The sequence below is a fragment of the Caulobacter sp. FWC26 genome (assembly GCF_002742645.2).
GTDB lineage: Bacteria > Pseudomonadota > Alphaproteobacteria > Caulobacterales > Caulobacteraceae > Caulobacter.
Window position 1 is genome coordinate 3344060 of sequence record NZ_CP033875.1, and the last position, 18079, is coordinate 3362138.

General features: G+C 66.4%; 10 protein-coding genes. 4 read left to right on the plus strand and 6 right to left on the minus strand.

What is annotated here, in order from left to right; genetic code table 11:
- Window positions 1–5: 5 nt before the first annotated feature.
- Window positions 6–1739: a type I secretion system permease/ATPase gene (locus CSW63_RS17560; RefSeq protein WP_099503191.1), complete on the minus strand. Its 1734-nt coding sequence runs from the start codon at window positions 1737–1739 to the stop codon at window positions 6–8.
- A gap of 268 nt (window positions 1740–2007) precedes the next feature.
- The gene (locus CSW63_RS17565) at window positions 2008–6483 is read right to left on the minus strand and encodes a M10 family metallopeptidase C-terminal domain-containing protein (RefSeq protein WP_099503190.1); all 4476 of its coding nucleotides are present in this window, start codon (window positions 6481–6483) and stop codon (window positions 2008–2010) included.
- 254 nt (window positions 6484–6737) lie between these two features.
- Here CSW63_RS17565 and CSW63_RS17570 point away from each other — a divergent pair, with 254 nt between their 5' ends.
- From CSW63_RS17570 to CSW63_RS17585, 4 genes are all read left to right on the plus strand, one after another.
- A complete protein-coding gene (locus CSW63_RS17570; protein ID WP_099503188.1) occupies window positions 6738–7037 on the plus strand; it encodes a helix-turn-helix transcriptional regulator in 300 nt (99 codons plus the stop codon).
- 71 nt (window positions 7038–7108) lie between these two features.
- A complete protein-coding gene (locus CSW63_RS17575) occupies window positions 7109–8647 on the plus strand; it encodes a hypothetical protein (RefSeq protein ID WP_099503186.1) in 1539 nt (512 codons plus the stop codon).
- A gap of 167 nt (window positions 8648–8814) precedes the next feature.
- Window positions 8815–10167: an FkbM family methyltransferase gene (locus CSW63_RS17580; protein WP_099503184.1), complete on the plus strand. Its 1353-nt coding sequence runs from the start codon at window positions 8815–8817 to the stop codon at window positions 10165–10167.
- 9 nt (window positions 10168–10176) lie between these two features.
- Window positions 10177–11481 carry a glycosyltransferase family 4 protein gene (locus CSW63_RS17585; RefSeq protein WP_099503182.1) on the plus strand — a complete coding sequence of 435 codons (1305 nt, stop codon included), beginning with the start codon at window positions 10177–10179 and terminating at the stop codon, window positions 11479–11481.
- A gap of 11 nt (window positions 11482–11492) precedes the next feature.
- Here CSW63_RS17585 and CSW63_RS17590 read toward each other — a convergent pair whose 3' ends face one another.
- From CSW63_RS17590 to CSW63_RS17605, 4 genes are all read right to left on the minus strand, one after another.
- Entirely contained in the window at window positions 11493–12992 is a 1500-nt protein-coding gene (locus CSW63_RS17590) for a tryptophan halogenase family protein (protein ID WP_099503180.1), read from the minus strand.
- Window positions 12993–13015: 23 nt separating this feature from the next.
- A complete protein-coding gene (locus CSW63_RS17595) occupies window positions 13016–14122 on the minus strand; it encodes a cupin-like domain-containing protein (RefSeq protein ID WP_168193682.1) in 1107 nt (368 codons plus the stop codon).
- Window positions 14047–14769: a SapC family protein gene (locus tag CSW63_RS17600; protein WP_099503176.1), complete on the minus strand. Its 723-nt coding sequence runs from the start codon at window positions 14767–14769 to the stop codon at window positions 14047–14049. The genes CSW63_RS17595 and CSW63_RS17600 overlap by 76 nt, the downstream gene beginning before the upstream one ends.
- A 90-nt stretch (window positions 14770–14859) precedes the next feature.
- Window positions 14860–17961: a TonB-dependent receptor gene (locus CSW63_RS17605; protein ID WP_099503174.1), complete on the minus strand. Its 3102-nt coding sequence runs from the start codon at window positions 17959–17961 to the stop codon at window positions 14860–14862.
- Window positions 17962–18079: the final 118 nt, after the last annotated feature.

Consider the following 18079-nt stretch of genomic DNA (forward strand, 5'->3'; position numbering starts at 1 on the left):
GGACGTCAGTTCGCGCGCTGCGGCGCGGGGATCGGCGGCTGGGGCGGCTGGGGCGGCTGCGCGCCCATCAGCTTGGCCAGCATGACGTCCCGCTCGCCGAAGTCCGAGATCACCCCCTGATTGATGACCATGATGTAGTCGGCCTGGCTCAGGATGTTGACCTTGTGCGTGGCGAACACGACCGTGCGGCCGGCGGCCTTCAGCTTGGCCATCGCCTGGGTCAGGGCCGCCTCGCCCACCTGGTCGAGGCTGGCGTTCGGTTCGTCTAGCACGATCAGCGCCGGCTGGCGGAACAGGGCGCGGGCCAGGGCCAGGCGCTGGCGCTGGCCGCCCGACAGCGAGGCGCCGCCTTCGCCGATGGCGGTGTCGTAGCCGTCCGGCAGGGCCTGGATCATCTCGTGGACGCCGGCCATCTTGGCGGCCTCGATCACGTCATTGGCCTCGAACTCGCCGAAGCGGGCGATGTTCTGGGCCACGGTGCCGGAGAACAGCTCGATGTCCTGCGGCAGGTAGCCGATGTGGCGGCCCAGCTTTTCGGGGTCCCACTGGCGCAGGTCGTAGCCGTCGAGACGGATCACGCCCGCCGCGCAGGGCCACACGCCGACGATGCCGCGCAGCAGCGAGGACTTGCCCGCCGCGCTGGGGCCGACGATGGCCAGGGCCGTGCCGGCGTCGAGGCGGAAGCTGGCCTGGCGCATGGTCGGGGCCTGGGCGCCGGGCGGGACGATCGAGGCGGCCTCGGCCGACAGGACGCCGCGCGGTTCGGGCAGGTCCATGTGATCGGTGCGGTCGGCCTCGGCGCGGAGCATGGCCTGCAGGCGGTCCCACGAGCCGCGGGCGCCGATGAAGCCCTTCCACTGGCCGATGGCGCCTTCGATGGGGGCCAGGGCGCGACCCACCAGGATCGAGCCGGCGATCATCGAGCCGGGCGAGATCTCGCCCTTGATGGCCAGATAGGCGCCGCCGCCCAGGATCAGGGTCTGGACGATCTGGCGGAACACCTTGATGCCCGACATCACCGCGCCGCCGGCGTCGCTGGCGGCGGCCTGCCAGGCCACCTGCTCGTCGCGCCGCACGCGCCAGCGCGCCTGCAGCCCGCCCCACATGCCCATGGCCTTCATGACCTCGGCGTTGCGCAGCGTGGCGCTGGCGTCGTTCTGAGCGGCGATCGAGGCCATGGTGGCCAGCGTCACCGGATTGTTGGTGGCCCGGTCGTTCATCACCGCCAGGCCGAAGGTGATGATGCTGGCGATGATGGCCAAAACGCCGAAGAACGGGTGCAGGATCCACGAGACGATGATGAACACCGGCGTCCAGGGCGCGTCGCAGAAGGCGATCAGGCCGCCGGTCATGAACTCGCGGACGGAGTCCATGTCACGGAACGCCTGCCCGCCGGAGCCGCGCTTGTTCAGGGTGGAGTCGAGCACCGACTTGAAGATCGGGTCGCGGGCCATGGCGTCGAACTTGAGCCCGCCGCGCACCAGCACCTGGGTGCGCAGTGCTTCCAGCGCGCCATAGACCAGGAACAGGAAGACGCAGATCAGGGTCAGCACGACCAGGGTCGAGACGTTGCGGCTGCTGAGCACGCGGTCATAGACCTGCAGCATGTACAGCGGGCTGACCAGGGCCAGGATGTTGATGAAGAAGCTGAACACCATGGCCGCGATCAGCGCGGGCCGCATGGCCACCACGGCCATATCGAGGACGGTGGGCTTATCGACGCGACGGGAGAAAATCATGCGCTGCTTTCAAGTCGGCCACCATTTCGGCGCCGCTTACGTTTGGTCGGGGCTGTTCATCACGCAAATGTGGCGGGATCGCGCCCGCCCGCCGCTAAATCACAGTTTGTGACAAGCGACAAGCCGCCGGGCGTTTGCGCGCGAGCCGCGCGTCGCCCACTCCCCTGAGACGCGACCCTTCCCGCATAAAAAGACCCCGCCGTTCCGAAGAACGACGGGGTCCGATAGTCCAGCTCGGGCCGAAGCCCGAGCCGTTCCCGGTTGCCGATTAGGCACCCAGGGTGAGGTTGGCCGCACCGATGCCACCAACGGCGACGCCGTTGAAGGTACCGACGAGGAAGATCTCGTCCGCGGTGATCGCCGTGTTAGCGGTGGCAGCGCTCGAGTTGTAGAAGTACAGGTAAGCGTTACCGTTGTCGTAGGCCACGATGTAGCCGGTGTCGCCGGCGTTGGCGGCCGTCAACGTACCGACGTTAGCGATCAGAGCGGTACCGTCGGTGCCCGCACCGATCACAGCGGTCGTGCCGCCGAGGTCGAAGTTGAACACCGTGACGTCAGCGGTCGCGGAAGCGACGTTGGCGTTACCGGCAGCACCGATCACTTGCAGAACCGGTTGGACGCCCACGCCGGTAGCAGCGGTGGTGGCGTTGAGGTCCAGCTGGATCTTATCGTTGTTGACGTTGAAGTTGTTGATCACGTCACGGTCGGCAACCGCGACGATACCGTTGCTACCACCCGCGTTCGTGCCATCGCTGAACACGATCGTGTCAACGGTGGTACCCGTGGCGTTCAGCGTAACCGTGTCGATGTCAGCACCACCCGTGAAGGTGACCGCACCGGTGCCGGTGACGGTGACCGAGTCGGTGCCAGCGGCGCCGACGAAGGTCAGAGCGCCCGCGCCCGAAACAGTGGCCGAGTCGTTACCAGCACCGCCGTTGAAAGTCACAGCGCCCGAAGAGGCATGGCTCAGAACGTCGTTACCGGCGTCACCGTTCACGGTGCCGTTACCGGCGCCCGTCACGTTGACAGTGTCGACAGCGCCACCGGCGTTACCGTTGAACGTGAACGCGGCCGTGCTCGAGAAGTTCGCCGTCGTCGCCGCGTTAGCAGCGTTAACGGTCTGAGCAGCAGCGCCCGTACCCGTAAAGGTAGCAGCACCCGAGAGCGTCACGGTCGAAGCAAAACCAGACGTCACCGCCGTGGTATTGGCGTTGATCGTGATGGTGCCCGTTTGCGTGGCGTTGATGTTGACGGTTTCGATACCCGTCGAAGCCGTGTTCAGGTTGATGGTGCCAGCGTCCGCCGTGATGTTCAGCACGTCGGTGGTGGCGGCGCCGCCACGGATAGCCAGAGCCTTAGCACCCGAGTTAGCCGTGAAGGTCGTCGCCGTAGCCGAACCCGTGATCGTCACCGTGTTGTTCAAGGCAACGTTCGTCAGGTCGAGAGCGCCACCAGTCGTCAGCGTCACAGCAACGGTGCCACCGCCGGCGCTGGTGATGCCGCCCGTCATCCCGGCAACCTTAGCAGCCGTGGTGTTGACGCTGACAGTGCCGTTCGACGAGTCAGCGCTGAACGTCGTGATACCCGAACCCAGACCGTCCGAACCCGCGGTCGCACCCTGGATCGTATAGGCAACACCAGCCGCAGCAGCAGCGATGGCGACCGATTCGAAGTTGCTGACGCTCGTCAGGTTCAGCGTACCGCCGTTGGCAATGCCGCCGGTGGCCACGTTGAAGACGTCGACATCGGTACCGCTGGTGCCGCCGTCGAACGACGCGCCGGTGGCTTCAACGAACGCCTTGGTGGCGCCATTGACGACGTCCACGCCGCCGCCCAGAGAAACCGCACCACCGGTGGCGAAGTTGGTCAGGGTGACGGTGTCGGCGCCGGTGCCGCCCGTGATGTTCTTGATGGTCGAAGCCGCAGCGGCCGACACGGTGTTCGTGCCGTTGGCCAGGGTCAGACCTTCGAAGTTCGTCACGGCCGCCGCGATGGCGACAGTGCCGGCGTCCGAAACAACCAGGACGTCGTTCGTACCAGCGGCAGCGTTCAGGGCAACGGCGCCGTTCAGGTTGGCGATCGTGGTCGTCACGGTGTCGTTGTCATTCGTGGTGACGCCGGTGGCGCCCGTCTGGGTCGTCAGGTTCACGTTGGCCGCCAGCGCGTTCAGCGTGATCGAGTTACCCGTCAGGCCCAGGCTCAGATCACCGGCGGTGATCGTGCTGTTGCCGGTCAGAATGACGCGGAAGTCGCTCTGGTCCAGCTGGCCGTTCGAGTCGAGGTCGAGCCACAGGGTGTTGGTGTCAGCCTGGAACACGGCTTGAACGCCATCGGTCGTAACGGTGGTCAGAGCGCCCTGAGCCAGAGCGAACGACGAACGCACGCCGACGAACTGCACGCCGCTGGTCAGGCCGAGGCCGATCAGGTCGAGCTTGTCGGTGCCCGACACGAAGTCGGTGATGGTGTCGGTCGACTTGTCGGTCGACTGAGCCAGCGCCGTGTAGATCACGGTGTCGGCGCCAGCGCCGAGGGTGATCGTGTCGCCGCCGGTGGCGGTGCCCGAGTTGGTGACAACCAGACGGTCAGCGCCCGAACCCAGCTTGATCGTCGCGCCGCCAACGGCGGTCGTGATCGTGGTGGCGGTGAAGTCGATCTTACCCGTGACGGTCGAAGCGTCGAAGCTGGTCAGAGCCGCGCCACCGACAGCGCCGGTGAACGTGACATTGGCGTCGCTGGCCAGCGTGATCGACGTCGCGTTAGCGGCGGTCAGACCAGCCGAGGTCAGGGTGCCTTGACCGGCGACAGCAGCGTCGTCAGCCACGTTGACCTTGATGACATCCCAGTTGGCGGCCGTGATGGCGCCAACAGCGTCAGCGGCGCCGACCTTGTTGATGTTCAGCGTCAGGTTGTCGGCAGCGCCGTTGGTCGCCAGACCGGCCGACAGGGTTTGACCGACGGTGCCAGCGTCTTGCGAGACCGTGAGGGTCGCACGAGCGTTGGTGATCGTGGTCGCGCCTTGCAGGCTGGCGCCGTTGGCTTGGCCGGTGCTGGTGTAGTTGACGGTGTCGATCGAGGCGAAGTTCGCCAGGTTGACGTTGCCCGTGCCGCCGCCCGAAACTTCGAGGACTTCAACGGCCGTCAGGACGCCGCCGGTGCTGCCGGTGGCCACGGCTTGGCTCAGGACGACCGTGTCGGTGCCCGCGCCGCCGTTGAACGAGTCGCCGGTGGCGAAGCCGTTCGAGAAGTCAGCGCGGTCAGCGCCCGTACCACCCGTGACGGTCGCGTTGACGGCGCCCGAGTTGGTCATGACGACGTTGATGCCGCCGGTGTTCTTCGAACCGTCGACGGTGCCGGTGGCGCCGGCGAAGGTCAGGGCGTCGATCTTCACGCCGTTCGCGCCGTCGATGTTGACGGTGGTCAGGGTGTTCGAGACCAGAGCCGTCAGGTTCGAGGTCGTGGTGCCCGAACCCGTCACGTTGAAGATTTCAACGCCGTTGACGGTCACGGCCGACTTCGAAGCCGTACCAGCCGCTTGAGCCGGGTCGAACACGTTTTCCAGAACCAGGGCTTGGCTCGTGGTCGTGCCGGCGACGACGGCGGCGTTGTAGTTGACGGTCGTGTTGACGGTGGCCGTCGACTGGCTGGTGTTGCGCACGACCAGGGTCGCGGCTTCATTCAGGCCCGTCAGGGTCAGGTCGAACGAGCTGTCGTCGTTGACGATGCGCGTAGCGCCAGTGACGCCCGACATGTCGAAGGTGGTGCCGCCCACAGCGCCAGCGCCAGCGTCGCTGGTGATGTTGTAGACTTCGATACCGGCGGCCTTGAAGCCGGCTTGGTTCACCGCGACGTTGCCGTTCGAGGCGTAGTTCAGGGTGTCGACGCCAGCGCCGCCCGTCAGGCTGTCAGCAGCCGACAGGGTGGTGTTGGTGGCGACGAAGGTGTCAGCGCCAGCAGCGCCGTTCAGCGTGTCAGCAGCCGTGGTTAGCGTCAGGGTTTGAGCAACCGGGCTCACGCCGTAGTTGTCGAACAGCGAGATGCCGCTGGCGTTGTCGGCGGTCAGAGCGCCGTCGTCAGCCAGGTCCTTCACCAGGTTGTTGGCGGCGGTCGCGTACGAGCCGAGGCCAGCGCCGTTGTTGAAGATCGTGGCTTGATAGATGATTTCGCCAACGATGGCGGCCTTGACGGCCAGCGAGACGTCAGCCGCGGCCAGGCCCGGGACGTTCGCCTTCACGAAGGCTTCGAAGTAAGCGATCGACGAAGCGCTCGACAGGAAGGCCACGGCGTTGGCGACGTTGACGCCAGCGGCGGCAGCGGCGGCGTTGCCGATGATCACGTTGTAGGCAGCGGCGGTGGCGTCAGCGACCGACGACGAACCGTAGGCGGCGGTGAAGCTGGCCTTGGCGGTCGGGTTTTGCAGAGCCAGCGAAACGGCTTGCGCGATGAAGCGGTTTTCGCCGTTCAGGCCGGCTTGGGCGCCCGAACCGGTGTAAGCGGCGTTCAGAGCCTTCAGACCGGCGACGCTCGGAGCGAAGCCGAGGAAGAACTGGTACGACTGGACGCTGACGGCCGTCGTGACGTCCGAGCCCATGTCAATGGCCGACTGCAGCGCTTGAGCGTCGCTCAGCGTGCCGGTGGCGTTCTGGTTGGCGATGCTCTGAAGGCCGGTCAGCTGAGCGGCCGTCGGAGCAGTGCCAGCGTTCGCGTTCGTGAAGAACGTCGACAGCTGGGTGATCGTATAAGGCATGTTGCCTGTCTCCCAAAATAAATCCCACACCCCCTGCGACCGTTTGGCGCGCATGGGAGCAGAGATGCCTATAGAGCAAACGTCATACGTCGACAATAGCCGAAATCGCGCCGTACAGCATTTTCGTAACCGGTACAGCAAAATGGCTATATAGCGTTCCTTGTACCCCCCTTCGGAATGCGCTATAGGATAATGCGAATTCGCCCGTCGCGCGGGCTGTCTCGCGCGTCGCCCGGCTAGCAAGGCTTTATAATATGTACGGCAACCCACAACGTCGCAGCGCCCCGGAGGTCCAGGACCTTCGCCGCGAAGGCGGTCGATGGCTGAAGGAGATGCGCGAGGCCGCCGGCCTGTCGCAGCGCCAGCTGGCCGCAAAGGTCGGCGCCGACTATTACACCTTCATCTCGCAGCTGGAGACCGGCCGCGGCCGCATTCCGCCGGACCGCTATCGGGACTGGGCGGCGGCTCTGGGCACGCCGGAGCGAGCGTTCGTGCGGGAGCTGATGCGGTTTTACGATCCCATCACCTACGAAATCCTGTTCGGCGAAGAATAGTTCGTTTAGGGTAACGCCCGACTGTCCGGGGGGACGGTCGCCTTCTCAACGCGTGGGGAACCGTCCGACGCATGGCCGCACAGGTCCTTTCGTTCTTTCAGCGCGCGCCGCGCATCCAGCCGAGTCACAGCGACTGGACGCAGCAGGAGCTGGCTGAGTTCTACCGTGTGGAGAGCGCGCTGATCCGCGCCGGCATCCGCGTCGGCACCGACCGCGGGATGAGCGACGAGAACGACCCCTGGTTCATCTTCTATCGCGCCGACGACAACGAGGTGGTGATCCACTTCGCGCGGATCGACGGCGAGTACATCATCGCGGGTCCGGCGTATGAAGAAGTCGCGCGTGGCTTCGACTTCAGCGCCCTGGTGCGCACCATGGTTGCCCGCCACCCGCTGATTAAGCGTCCCGAGCGCGGCGACAACGTGTCGATCCACCCGGCCGCCCTGCTGGTGGCGATCGTCGGCACCGCCTTCTTCAAGAGCGGCGAGGCGCGCGCGGCCGAGAGCGGCGCGTCCAACCCGCCCGCCACCGCCCACCGCCCCACCCTGCTGAGCACCAGCTCGCCGGCCAGCATCACCGGCGGCGCGGCCGCCGTGCCGCAGGTCGGCGTCTCGGCCCAGGTCCCGGTCAGCCAGGCCGTGATGATCCTGGCCGCGGCGATGATGGCGGCCGAGATCAAGGTCGACTCGACCAGCCTCGCCCCGGCCGCGCGCGACGCCATCGCCGAAGCGGCGGCGGCGCTGGACTTCAGCGACCACACCGTCGACGGCACGATCAACCTGGCGACGCGCTCGGTCAGCACGACGCCGGTCACCGCCCCGGCGCCCACGCCGGCCGAGACGGTGTCTTCGGTGCTGGCGCTGGTGGCGCTGCTGAGCACCTTGCCGACGCCGGAGCAGACCTTCGCGCATGCCGACAGCGGCGCGGCGAATACCGTGGCTTCGGCCGGGCTGGAAAGCGCGGCTCAGAACCTGTCGCAGATCGGCCAGTGGACCATCGACGTGCGTTTCGCCGCGAGCGGCTCGGCCGAGGTCGAAGCGGTGCATCTGGTGCGCACCCTGGTGGCCGGCGCCGCGTCGGAGCAGGTGGCGGTCATCCAGGTGGAGAAGCTGCCGCAGATCCTGCTCGACATGATCGAGCGCGGACCGCACTACGGCGTGGTCACCGATCCCAGCGCGCCGGTCAGCGGCACGCCCAGCACGCCGATCCCCGCGCCGCCGGTCGAAACGCCGCCTCCGGCGCAGGACAATGCGCCCGCGCCGGTGGACAACGCGGCGCCGACTCCGACGCCGGTCGACCCGACGCCGCCGCCGGTGTCCGTGGATCCGACCCCCGCGCCCGTCGCACAGCCGAAGCCGGCTCTGCCGGCGTTCAGCGGTTTCGCCAGCCAGGAGCTGGTCAAGCAGTTCGTCGACTACTTCATCGCACACACCGACCAGGTGTCGATGATGCTGAAGGGCCTGCAGGTCGTGATCTTCGACAGCCGCGTGACGAGCGCGCCCGAGACGATCGACCACATGACCAGCATGACGTTCACCTTCTTCGACGGCAGCTCGGTCAATCTGGTGGGCGCGCAGTCGGCGTTCCTGCACCACGACGGCCTGACCTGAGGCGCCGCGCGCCGGCTCACCCCGCCGCGCCGCCCGCTATCCCTCGCCTCGCGACCATGCGCCTGCCATAGTGCGGCCGATCCGGCTTTCATCGTCGGACGCCGTCGCTCCAGTTCACGAGAATTCCCTTGCGTCCGCCACGCCTTGATCTTGCGATACGATCCGCCATGGCGCCCGCGCCGTCGTGGAGCGCCGAGGTCGCGCCGTCGGGCGCCGAGCAAGCCCCCTCGCCCGCCGATGGCGCACCGACGGCCGCAGCCGCGCCGGGGCGTCGCCGTCTGGCGCTACCTCGCCGGATCGCCGCCCGACTGTTCGGCCGCGTCGCCGACTATGGGCGGCGATATCTGCAGGCCCCCGTACTACATGAACTGGGCGAGCAACGCGCGCTGAGCCATGCCTTGCTGGACGAGCTGCGCCATACGCGGCTTCACGTCGTTCAGCTCGAGCGACAACTGGAAGCGCTGGCGGTCGAGCACGGCCGATCCGTCTCGGCCCTGGCCGCTCTGGCCAACGGTCATGGCCAGCAGCTGACCGCAATGCTGGCGGCGCAGGACGCCTTGGCCTTGCGGCAGGAGCGCATGGCCGAAGAGCAGGGCCAGATCGCGCGGACGCACTCGGAGCGCCTGTTCGCGATCGAGGGGATCGCCGCGACCTCCGTCACCCATCTTGAGACCCTGCCCGCCCTGTTCGGCCCGCGCTTCGATGAGCTGGAGATCAAGCAGCGGCCGCTGATCGCCTATGACGACGAGTCGATGGCGATCCGCATGCGCGACGGCTACGTGATGGCGCCGCGCCATTTGCCGACCTTCGTCACCATGCTGGCCAACGCCACCAGCCGAGGCCTCGAGCCGGGGACCGGCGACGTGCTGCGTCGCCTGATCCAGCCGGGCATGGTGGTGGCCGATGTCGGCGCCAATATCGGCCTCCTCACCCTGGTCATGGCCTGGGCGACCGGCCCCAGCGGTCGCGTCATCGCCTTCGAGCCGGAGGCCGTGCCCCGCTCAAACCTCGAAAAAATGAAACATCTCAATGGCCTGTCTTGGGTCGAGGTGCGCGATCAGGCCGTGGGCGAAAGCGCTGGTCGCCTGACGTTCCACGTCAGCGACATCATCGGCCACAGCTCGCTCTACGCCCTGCCCGACGCTGAGGAAGCCCGCACCGTCGAGGTCGAGGTCGTGCGCCTGGACGACGTGGCGCCGGCCCAGCGGCTGGATGTGGTCAAGATCGACGTCGAGGGCGCCGAGCTGGACGTTCTGGCCGGCATGAAGGGCGTGATCGCCAAGAACCCGGACTTGGCTGTCGTCGCCGAGTTTGGGCCCGAGCACTTGAAGCGGGTCGGCCAGACGCCGGCCCAGTGGTTCAAGGCGTTCGGCGACGCGGGCTTCACCCCCTACATGATCGACGAGACCCGCAGCGACTGCGTAAAGACCAACGCCAAGGCCGCCGCCAAGGTCGTTTCGGCCAACATCGCCTTCGTGCGCGCCGGCGGCGACGCCGAGAAGCGCCTGCTGAACCGCTAGGACCGCCCGATGAAGATCTGCTGGGTGACGCCCTTCGTCCTGCGCTCGTCCATTGGCCGTGTCAGCGCCGAGGTCGCCAAGCAGCTCGCCGCGCGCGGGCACCAGGTCGAGATCCTGCGCTGCGAGGACCAGAACGATCCGGCCGAGCCGCTGCATCCGACCGCCCTGCCCGTCCACCACTGGCGTAGCTACGATCTGAACCGCCTGCGGGCCGAGTTCGACGTCGTCGTGGTCAATATCGGCGACAACTATCCCTTCCACGCCGGCGTCTTCGCGATCTTGGACGCCGCGCCGTGCCTAGGGATCTTTCACGACTTCTACATCTACAACCTGTTCTCGGGCTGGCTGTACTACAACGGCCTGGACTATCGGCGTCACGACGCCGAGATCGTGGCCACCTACGGGCCGGCCGCGCAGCCGTACGCGGTGGCCGTGCGCTCGGGCCAGATGCTGGACATGGGCGAGATCGCCCAGCACCTGCCGATGACCGAATGGCTGGCGGGCCGCTGCGAGGCCGCGTTGGCGCACGCTCATTTCTACGCGCCGAAGCTGGAAGCCGTTTGCCTTGGCCCCGTCGCGGTGACGCCGCTGTGCTGCCCCGATCGCGCGACCCCGCCGGGACCGCCCAAGGCGAAGTCGCAGCTCACCATCACGACCGTCGGCGTGATGAACCCCAACAAGCGAGTCGCCGACGTCATCCAGGCGCTGGGCGGATCCGAGGCGCTGAAGGCCTGCGTCTACCGCCTGGTCGGGCCGATCTCCGATGAAGAGCGCACGCGGCTCGAAGCGCTCGCGCTTGAGGTCGGCTTCGAGAACCTGGTCATCGACGGCGCCGTGGACGACGACACCCTGGACCGACGCCTGGACGAGGCCGACATCATGGTCGCGCTGCGCAAGCCGGTGCTGGAAGGCGCTTCGGGCTCGGCCTGCGAAGGCATGCTCAGCGGCCGCCCGACGGTGGTCGCCCGCGCCGGCTTCTACGGCGAACTGCCCGACGACCTCGTGTTCAAGATCGACGGTGACATCGCGGTCGACGAGCTGCGATCGACGCTGGAGCGACTGGTTTCCGACGACGCCCTGCGGCGCGACACCGGCAAGGCCGCCCGGGCCTGGGCGCTTGAGACCCTCAACGCCGCGCGATACGCCGAAGCGGTCGAGACCCTGGCGCAAGCCGAAGTCACCAGCCGCCCGCTGCTAGCGGTTGGCCGGCGCATCGGAGGCGAACTGAAAGCCATGGGCCTGCCGGCGGAAGACCCCGCCGCGGCGCGCATCGGGGCGACCTTGCAGAAGCTCTTCGCGCCCTTGCCGCAGTAGAGCGCCCCGGTTCAGGCGCTCTTGCTGACCGGCGGCGCGCAATAGTGATCGAGGAACGCCTGGTGTTGCGGCAGCCGCGACACGGCGCCGGCGATGTTGCGTTTCAGGTCGTCCAGCGCCTGCATCAACTGCTGCGGCGGCATCATCCGACCCATGTGGTGATAGGTCCTGGGCATGATCCGCTGCCCCAGCATCACCTGCAGCCAGGAATCGACCTGGAACAGCTCGCCCGGGGCCTGGAAAACATGGCCGCTCTCCTGGAACAGAGCGATCCGGTGGGCCAGGCTGTCGGGAATATCCATGGTCCGCACGCGGTCCCAGAACGCGCTGTCGGTGCGTTCGGTCACCTTGTAGTGCAGGATGATGAAGTCGCGGATTTTCTCCAGCTCGTCATCAGCCTGGCGGTTGTAGCGATCGACGACCGCCTGACTGATCCCGCCGAACGGGAAGAGCTGCATCAACCGTGTCACGCCGATCGTGATCAAGTGGATCGAGGTTGACTCCAGGGGTTCGACGAAGCCGCTGGAGAGGCCCAGCGCCACGACGTTCTTGTCCCAGGTCTTGCGACGGCGGCCGGTGCGGTAGCGGATCAGACGCGGCGAGATCAGGGTCTCGCCCTCGATCTCGCGGGTCAGCATGTCCATCGCCTCGTCGTCCGACATGTGATCGCTGCAATAGACGAGCCCATTGCCAACGCGATGCTGCAGCGGGATCTTCCAGCGCCAGCCGGCGCGATGGGCAATGGCGCGGGTGTAGGGAACCGCCGGCTCGGTAGAGCGGGTCTGGACCGCCAGCGCGCTGTTGGTCGGCAGCCAGTGGCTCCAGTCTTCGTAGCCCGCCTGTAGGGTCTGCTCGATGAGCAGGCCCCTAAAGCCCGTGCAGTCGATAAACAGGTCGCCCTCGACCAACTGGCCGGACTCCATGACCAGGGCGTCGACGAAACCGTCCGTTTCCCGCTGGCGGACGCTAGCGATCTTGCCCTCGACGCGGCGGACGCCGTCCGCTTCCGCCATCTTGCGCAGGAACTGCCCATAGAGGCCGGCGTCCAGGTGATAGGCGTAGTTCAGCGGGCTCTCCTCGCCCGTATAGAACCGCTGGGCCTCGGCCGCCTTCAGCTCGAAGCAGTAGTCGCCCAGATCGCGCCCGAACCCTTGAGCCACGGCCTCCAGCCAGAAGTGATGAAAGCCGCCCATCCAGGTGGATTTTCCCACTTGGCCGAACGAGTGGATGTAGCGGTCGCCGATCTCGCCCCAGTTCTCGAACGAGATACCGAGCTTGAAGGTCGCCTGGGTGGCCCGCATGAACTCGGCTTCGTCGATGCCCAGGAGGGCGTTGAAGGTGCGCGCCGTCGGAATGGTCGACTCGCCCACCCCGACGGTGCCGATGTCCTCGGACTCCACCAGGGTGATGTCGAGCAGCGAACCCAGCTGGCGGCCCAGCGCCGCTGCGGCCATCCAGCCGGCCGTGCCGCCCCCGGCGATCACCACCTTGCGGACCCGTTGGGACTCCATGGCTTCCTCTTTTCTGGACATGGCTATCGGTTCAGCCGGTCGATCAGCCAGGCGCGCAGGCGTCGGGCCTTGAACTCGTCCAGCGGGCCCAACGGCCCGCGCGCCGCCTCGGGCAGATGCGCGCCAGCCCGCTCACCGGGGCCGAACACGTAATAGTCGAACAGAGCCTTCCAGCCCCGCTTCTCGAAATCCGGCCGGTCGCGCAGGCTGAGCAGGCCGTGCAGCAGCGTGGTCATCGGCGTATCGACAAAGGCCGGCGCGGCGTTCCACCAGTAGTTCATCAGCACGTTGAAGTCGCCCAACGCCTCGACCTGGTGCCACCACAGCGCGGGGTAGACCAGCACGTCGCCCGGCTCCATCTCGGCGACCTGAGCGCTGGCCAGGGCCTCGCGGAACAGCGGGTGACGGTCGAAATCCGGGTTCTGGAAGTTGACCATGCTGACGACCTGACCGCCCGGCGTTGGCTCGAGCGGCCCAGGGTACAGGTTGGCCACCTGATCGGGCGGAAACAGCGTGAAACGACGGCGGCCCACCGCGCAGACGGCGATGTTGTTGGACATGTCGTAGTGGGCGGCCGCAACGGTTCGGTTGCCGATCCAGATCCCCGCCATGGGCGGCTGCGGACCATAGACCTCGGGACCCAGGTCCAGATCGTTCTCGACCTTCAGGCTCGGGAAATAGGCGTCGAGATCAGTGGAGCCGATATAGATCGACGGCGCGTCGTCACGGCCCTCGACAGCCTCGATACGCCCCAGAAGATCCTCCAGGCTCGCGCGTTCGGCCTTGAAGTTCAGGCCCGTGAGGGCCTGGTCATAGAAGAAACGGCCCTTGATGCCCGGGTCGCCCGTATAGCCCACCACTCGGACGCCGCGACCATGGGCGCGGATATAGTCGCGAGCGGCGTGAGGCGATTGAAGCCCAGCCTGCACGATGGGCCAGTCCCCCACCAGGCCCTTGAACAGCATCGGCGTCTGTCCGGCGAGCACGGCGTCGAACGGGATCTCGGCCGGCGTCGCCACCGTGGCCTCGACCGTGCGCTTCGCCGTCAGCGCGGTCATGCCAGACTGGCCCGGCGACGGTTCTTGCGAGCGATCAGCTCCTCGATATTGCCCATCGACGAGACGACCCACTGGGCGGCGCGCAGCAGGCCAGACTGATGCAGCCGCTCCAGCGCCTCGCCGGTCAGCGCGTTGAGCCGATCCGGCGCGATCGTGAAGACATCGGGCACGTCGTAGCTGGCGTGATCGTCGAGCTTGATCTCAATGTCGATCGGCTCGATCAGGCCGTACTGCTCGAAGGCGGCGAACATCGGGCCAGCGATCTCCAGCCCGTCGTGGATCTGGCCCAGGGTCTGGCTGATGCTCTGCAGATAGGGCGAATTACCCCCCGCCGGCAGGAACAGGCGCTCGCCCTCCGTTCGGCTCACGCGCGGATGATCAAGATCGACATGGATCATCGGCCGAGGCTGGCCGCCGCGTTCGTCGCGTTGCAAGGCGATTGAAAAGGGTCCGCGACGCTGCACGGCCGGGATGTAACGCGCGTTCCAGCCCGTCTCGTCGAGAAAAAGGTTTTCGTCCCGGTCCAGCCCCAGCAGCGCCACAGCCTGATAGGCGCCCGAAGGGTCCTTGAGGATCAGGATCGGATATTCGCGCTGCGCGGCTTCGAACTCGGTTGGCAACAGCAGGGTCTGGTTAACGCCATCGCCGAAGTCGACGCCGTGGGCCGCGATCACCCGCAGATCAGCATGATCGACATTGTTAAGAAGCACACGGTTCATGAACGCCCACCCACACTGGATACGCTGACTTCAAAGGAATAATGGGGCCGCCGCAAGCGGCGACCCCATCCTTGCTTCTAGGACTTCCGACTAGAAGCGGTAGCGCGCGCCCAGGAGGATGCGGCGATCCAGCTCTTGAGCGAACCACAGCTGGTTCGGATCGCGAGCGTAGGTCCGCAGGCTTTCCTTGGTCAGGTTGATGCCTTCCAGCGAGATCGCCAGCTTCGGCGTCACGTCGTAGCTGACGTTGATGTCCAGCTGGCCAAAGGGCGCGACATAGACCGGGTTCCGCGAGCCGCCACGGTTGGTGGCTTGCAGGAACTTGTCACGCCAGTTGTAGGCGACCCGGGCCGAGATCCCGTTCTTGTCGTAGATCAGGGTCGCGTTGGCCGTGTCCGACAGACCCAGCAGCGCGAACTGATCTTGCGACGGGCTTGCGCCGTTGTCGAAGCTCACATCGCCGCGCACCATCGTGTACGCCCCCGACACACCAAAGCCGGTGTCGCCGAAGAAGTGCTGCGCGGCGATTTCGAAGCCGTGGATCTTGCCGGTCTTGTTGTTGATCGGCTTGGAGACCTGGAAGTTGAACAGCGGATCGGTGCTGTTGGGCGAGATATCCACCGCCGCCAGGATCTGGTCCACGAAGGCCTGGTTCAGGTCGCCCGTGACGCCACGGTTGGCCTGGAACTGAGCCTGGGCTGCGGCCGCCGAACCGGTGGTCTGCAGCAGGGCCGTCATCGTGAACAGGTTCACGTCGGTCTGGTCGGCGCCGATGGCCGTCAGGATCGCCTTGGCGTTACCCGAACGGGTGCCCGCCGCGCCGGAGCTGACGTCACGCAGACCAAACAGGTTCTGCGAAACGGTGCCGGTGCCCACGAAGTTGTTCACGCGCTTCTCGAAGAAGCCGGCCGTGATGTAGCTGCTGGGCTTGTAGTACCACTCGAGCGAGACGTCGAAGTTGTCGGAGATCAGCGGCTCCAGGTCCGGGTTGCCGCTGGTGCCAAGCGGAATAGCGCCGTTGGCCACCGGACGGTTGGGCGTGCCCGCCGTTTGAGCGGCGAACAGGTTGCCATAGTCCGGACGCGCAATCGTGCGGCTGAACGAGAAGCGACCGACGAGGTTTTCGCGGAGGTCGACGCTGAAATCCAGGGCCGGCAGCAGGTTCGAGTACTTGCCCTCGCCGGCCAGCGGCGCGTAGGTCGCCGAGGTGTCGAGACGGAAGTCGTTGTCCGCCGTCCAGACGATCGCGCTGGGCGTGCGCACCAGCGAGGTCGAGGTGACCTCGGTCTCCTCATAGCGGACACCCGTCACCAGAGTGGCCGGCATACCGCCCAATTCCGACTTCCAGGTCACCTGCGCGTAGCCGGCCAGGATGTCTTCGTCGACGCGGTTGTTGGCCTGACCCGTGATCGCCACGGCGTTGCCGCGGGCGACATAGGCCTTCGACATCGCGTTGTAGAGGTCGATGGCGTCAGCGCGGAACGACACCAGGCCGGCGCCGCTTTGCTTCAGATCGAACTCGTTGAACTGGCAGGCCATGCAGAAGGCCTTGACCAGGCCCGGGGCGAACTGCGCCACGTCGCGGGGGTTCGAGATCCCCCAGCTGCCCAGATCCTGCTGCGTCGAGCTGCCCGCCTGCACCATCTTCGACGTGCGGTAGTTAAAGCCGAAATCAAAGCGGCTGCCGTTGTCGTCGAGGTCGTAGGTGACGTCGGCGCGGATTTCCTTGATCTCGTGCTGCTGGCTGTTTGTCCAGGTACGGGCCACCTGGCTGCCCAGGTCGCCGGCGTCCAGAGCGCCATTGCCGTTGCCGCGCGGAGCCGCGTCGTTGATCGTGATCGACTGGACCGGAACCTTGCCGCTGTAGTCCACCGAGTGCGACGAAACGATCGGCGCGCCGATGGAAACGGTGGTCGAGCTGGTGCCGTTCGACGAGTGCGGACCGGAGTCGGCCTTCGAGATGTGGCCGTCCAGCTTGACGCGCAGACGGTCGGACAGGTCCCATTCTGCGCTCAGGCCGTAGGACTTCAGGGTGTCTTCGTTGCTGCGGTACTGCTGCTCGAAGCCCATGTCCTTGGTGCCGCTGAGCTGTTCTTGCAGCAGCACGGCGGTCGCGACGACGGGGTTGTTGTCGAAGGTGACCTTGTCGAACGGACGGTTGAACCAGTTGGTGCTGTCGTTGCGGCGCTCGAACGACTTGTTCACGGCGTACAGAGCGTCAGCCGTGATCGTCAGGTTCTCGGTCGGACGATACTGCGCGGTCAGCTGACCGTTGATCCGCTCACGCTCGCCTTGCGAGAAGTGGTAGCGGCTGTCGTTCGGAATGGCGACCAGGGTCGAGCCGCTGGACGGCGCGCCGGTGATCTGGGTGGCGCCGCCGTTGCGGACGAAGCCGTTGGCCGGATTGATGAAATCCGCGTAGGTGCGGATGTTCCAATCGTTCGACGTCACGCTACGGCTGGTGAAGTCGCGCTTCTGGTAGGCGCCGAACAGCGCCACGCCGAACTTCTCGCTCTCGTCGGTCCAGTTCAGCAGGCCCGAGACTTCTGGCGTGATCTTGCTGCCGCCATCATCGACCTTCTTGTCCATGCTCTGGTCATAGACGGCCTTGACGCCGAGGCTGCCCGTCAGGCCCGGCTTGCCCTCCAGCGGGCGACGGGTCTTGACGTTGATCGCCGCGCCAATGCCGCCCGACGGCACCGACGCGCGACCGGTCTTGTAGACTTCCAGCGTAGTGACGCCTTCGGAGGCGAGGTTCGAGAAGTCGAACGAACGGCTCGTGCCGCCGGCGGTGTCGGACGACTGGTCGCCGCCGACAGTGGCCACGTTGGCCGTCGGCATGGTGCGGCCGTTCAGGGTGACGAGGTTGAAGCCGCCGCCGAAGCCGCGAACCGTGACCTGCGAGCCTTCGCCGTTGGTCCGATCGATCGACACGCCGGTGATCCGCTGCAGGGATTCAGCCAGGTTGGTGTCTGGGAACTTGCCCATGTCTTCGGCGGAGATGGCGTCGACGACGCCCGAGTTGGTCCGCTTGATCTCGATCGACCGCTCCAGCGAAGCGCGGATGCCGGTGATGATGACCTGATCGACGGTGTTGTCTTGAGCCTGCTGGGCCAGCACCGGGCTGGCGAACATGGCCGCCGTGATGGCGACGCACGAGGCAGACGCATGCAAGCGACGAAGCCGCTTCATAGCCGTTCCCCCTAATTAGCCCTCTCTGGGGCGCTGTTTTTGTTACGGTCCGGAAGCATTCCCGGAGCGCTCTTCCCGCTCGCGCACGCCAGGCGATAACCCACGCACGAGAGACCAG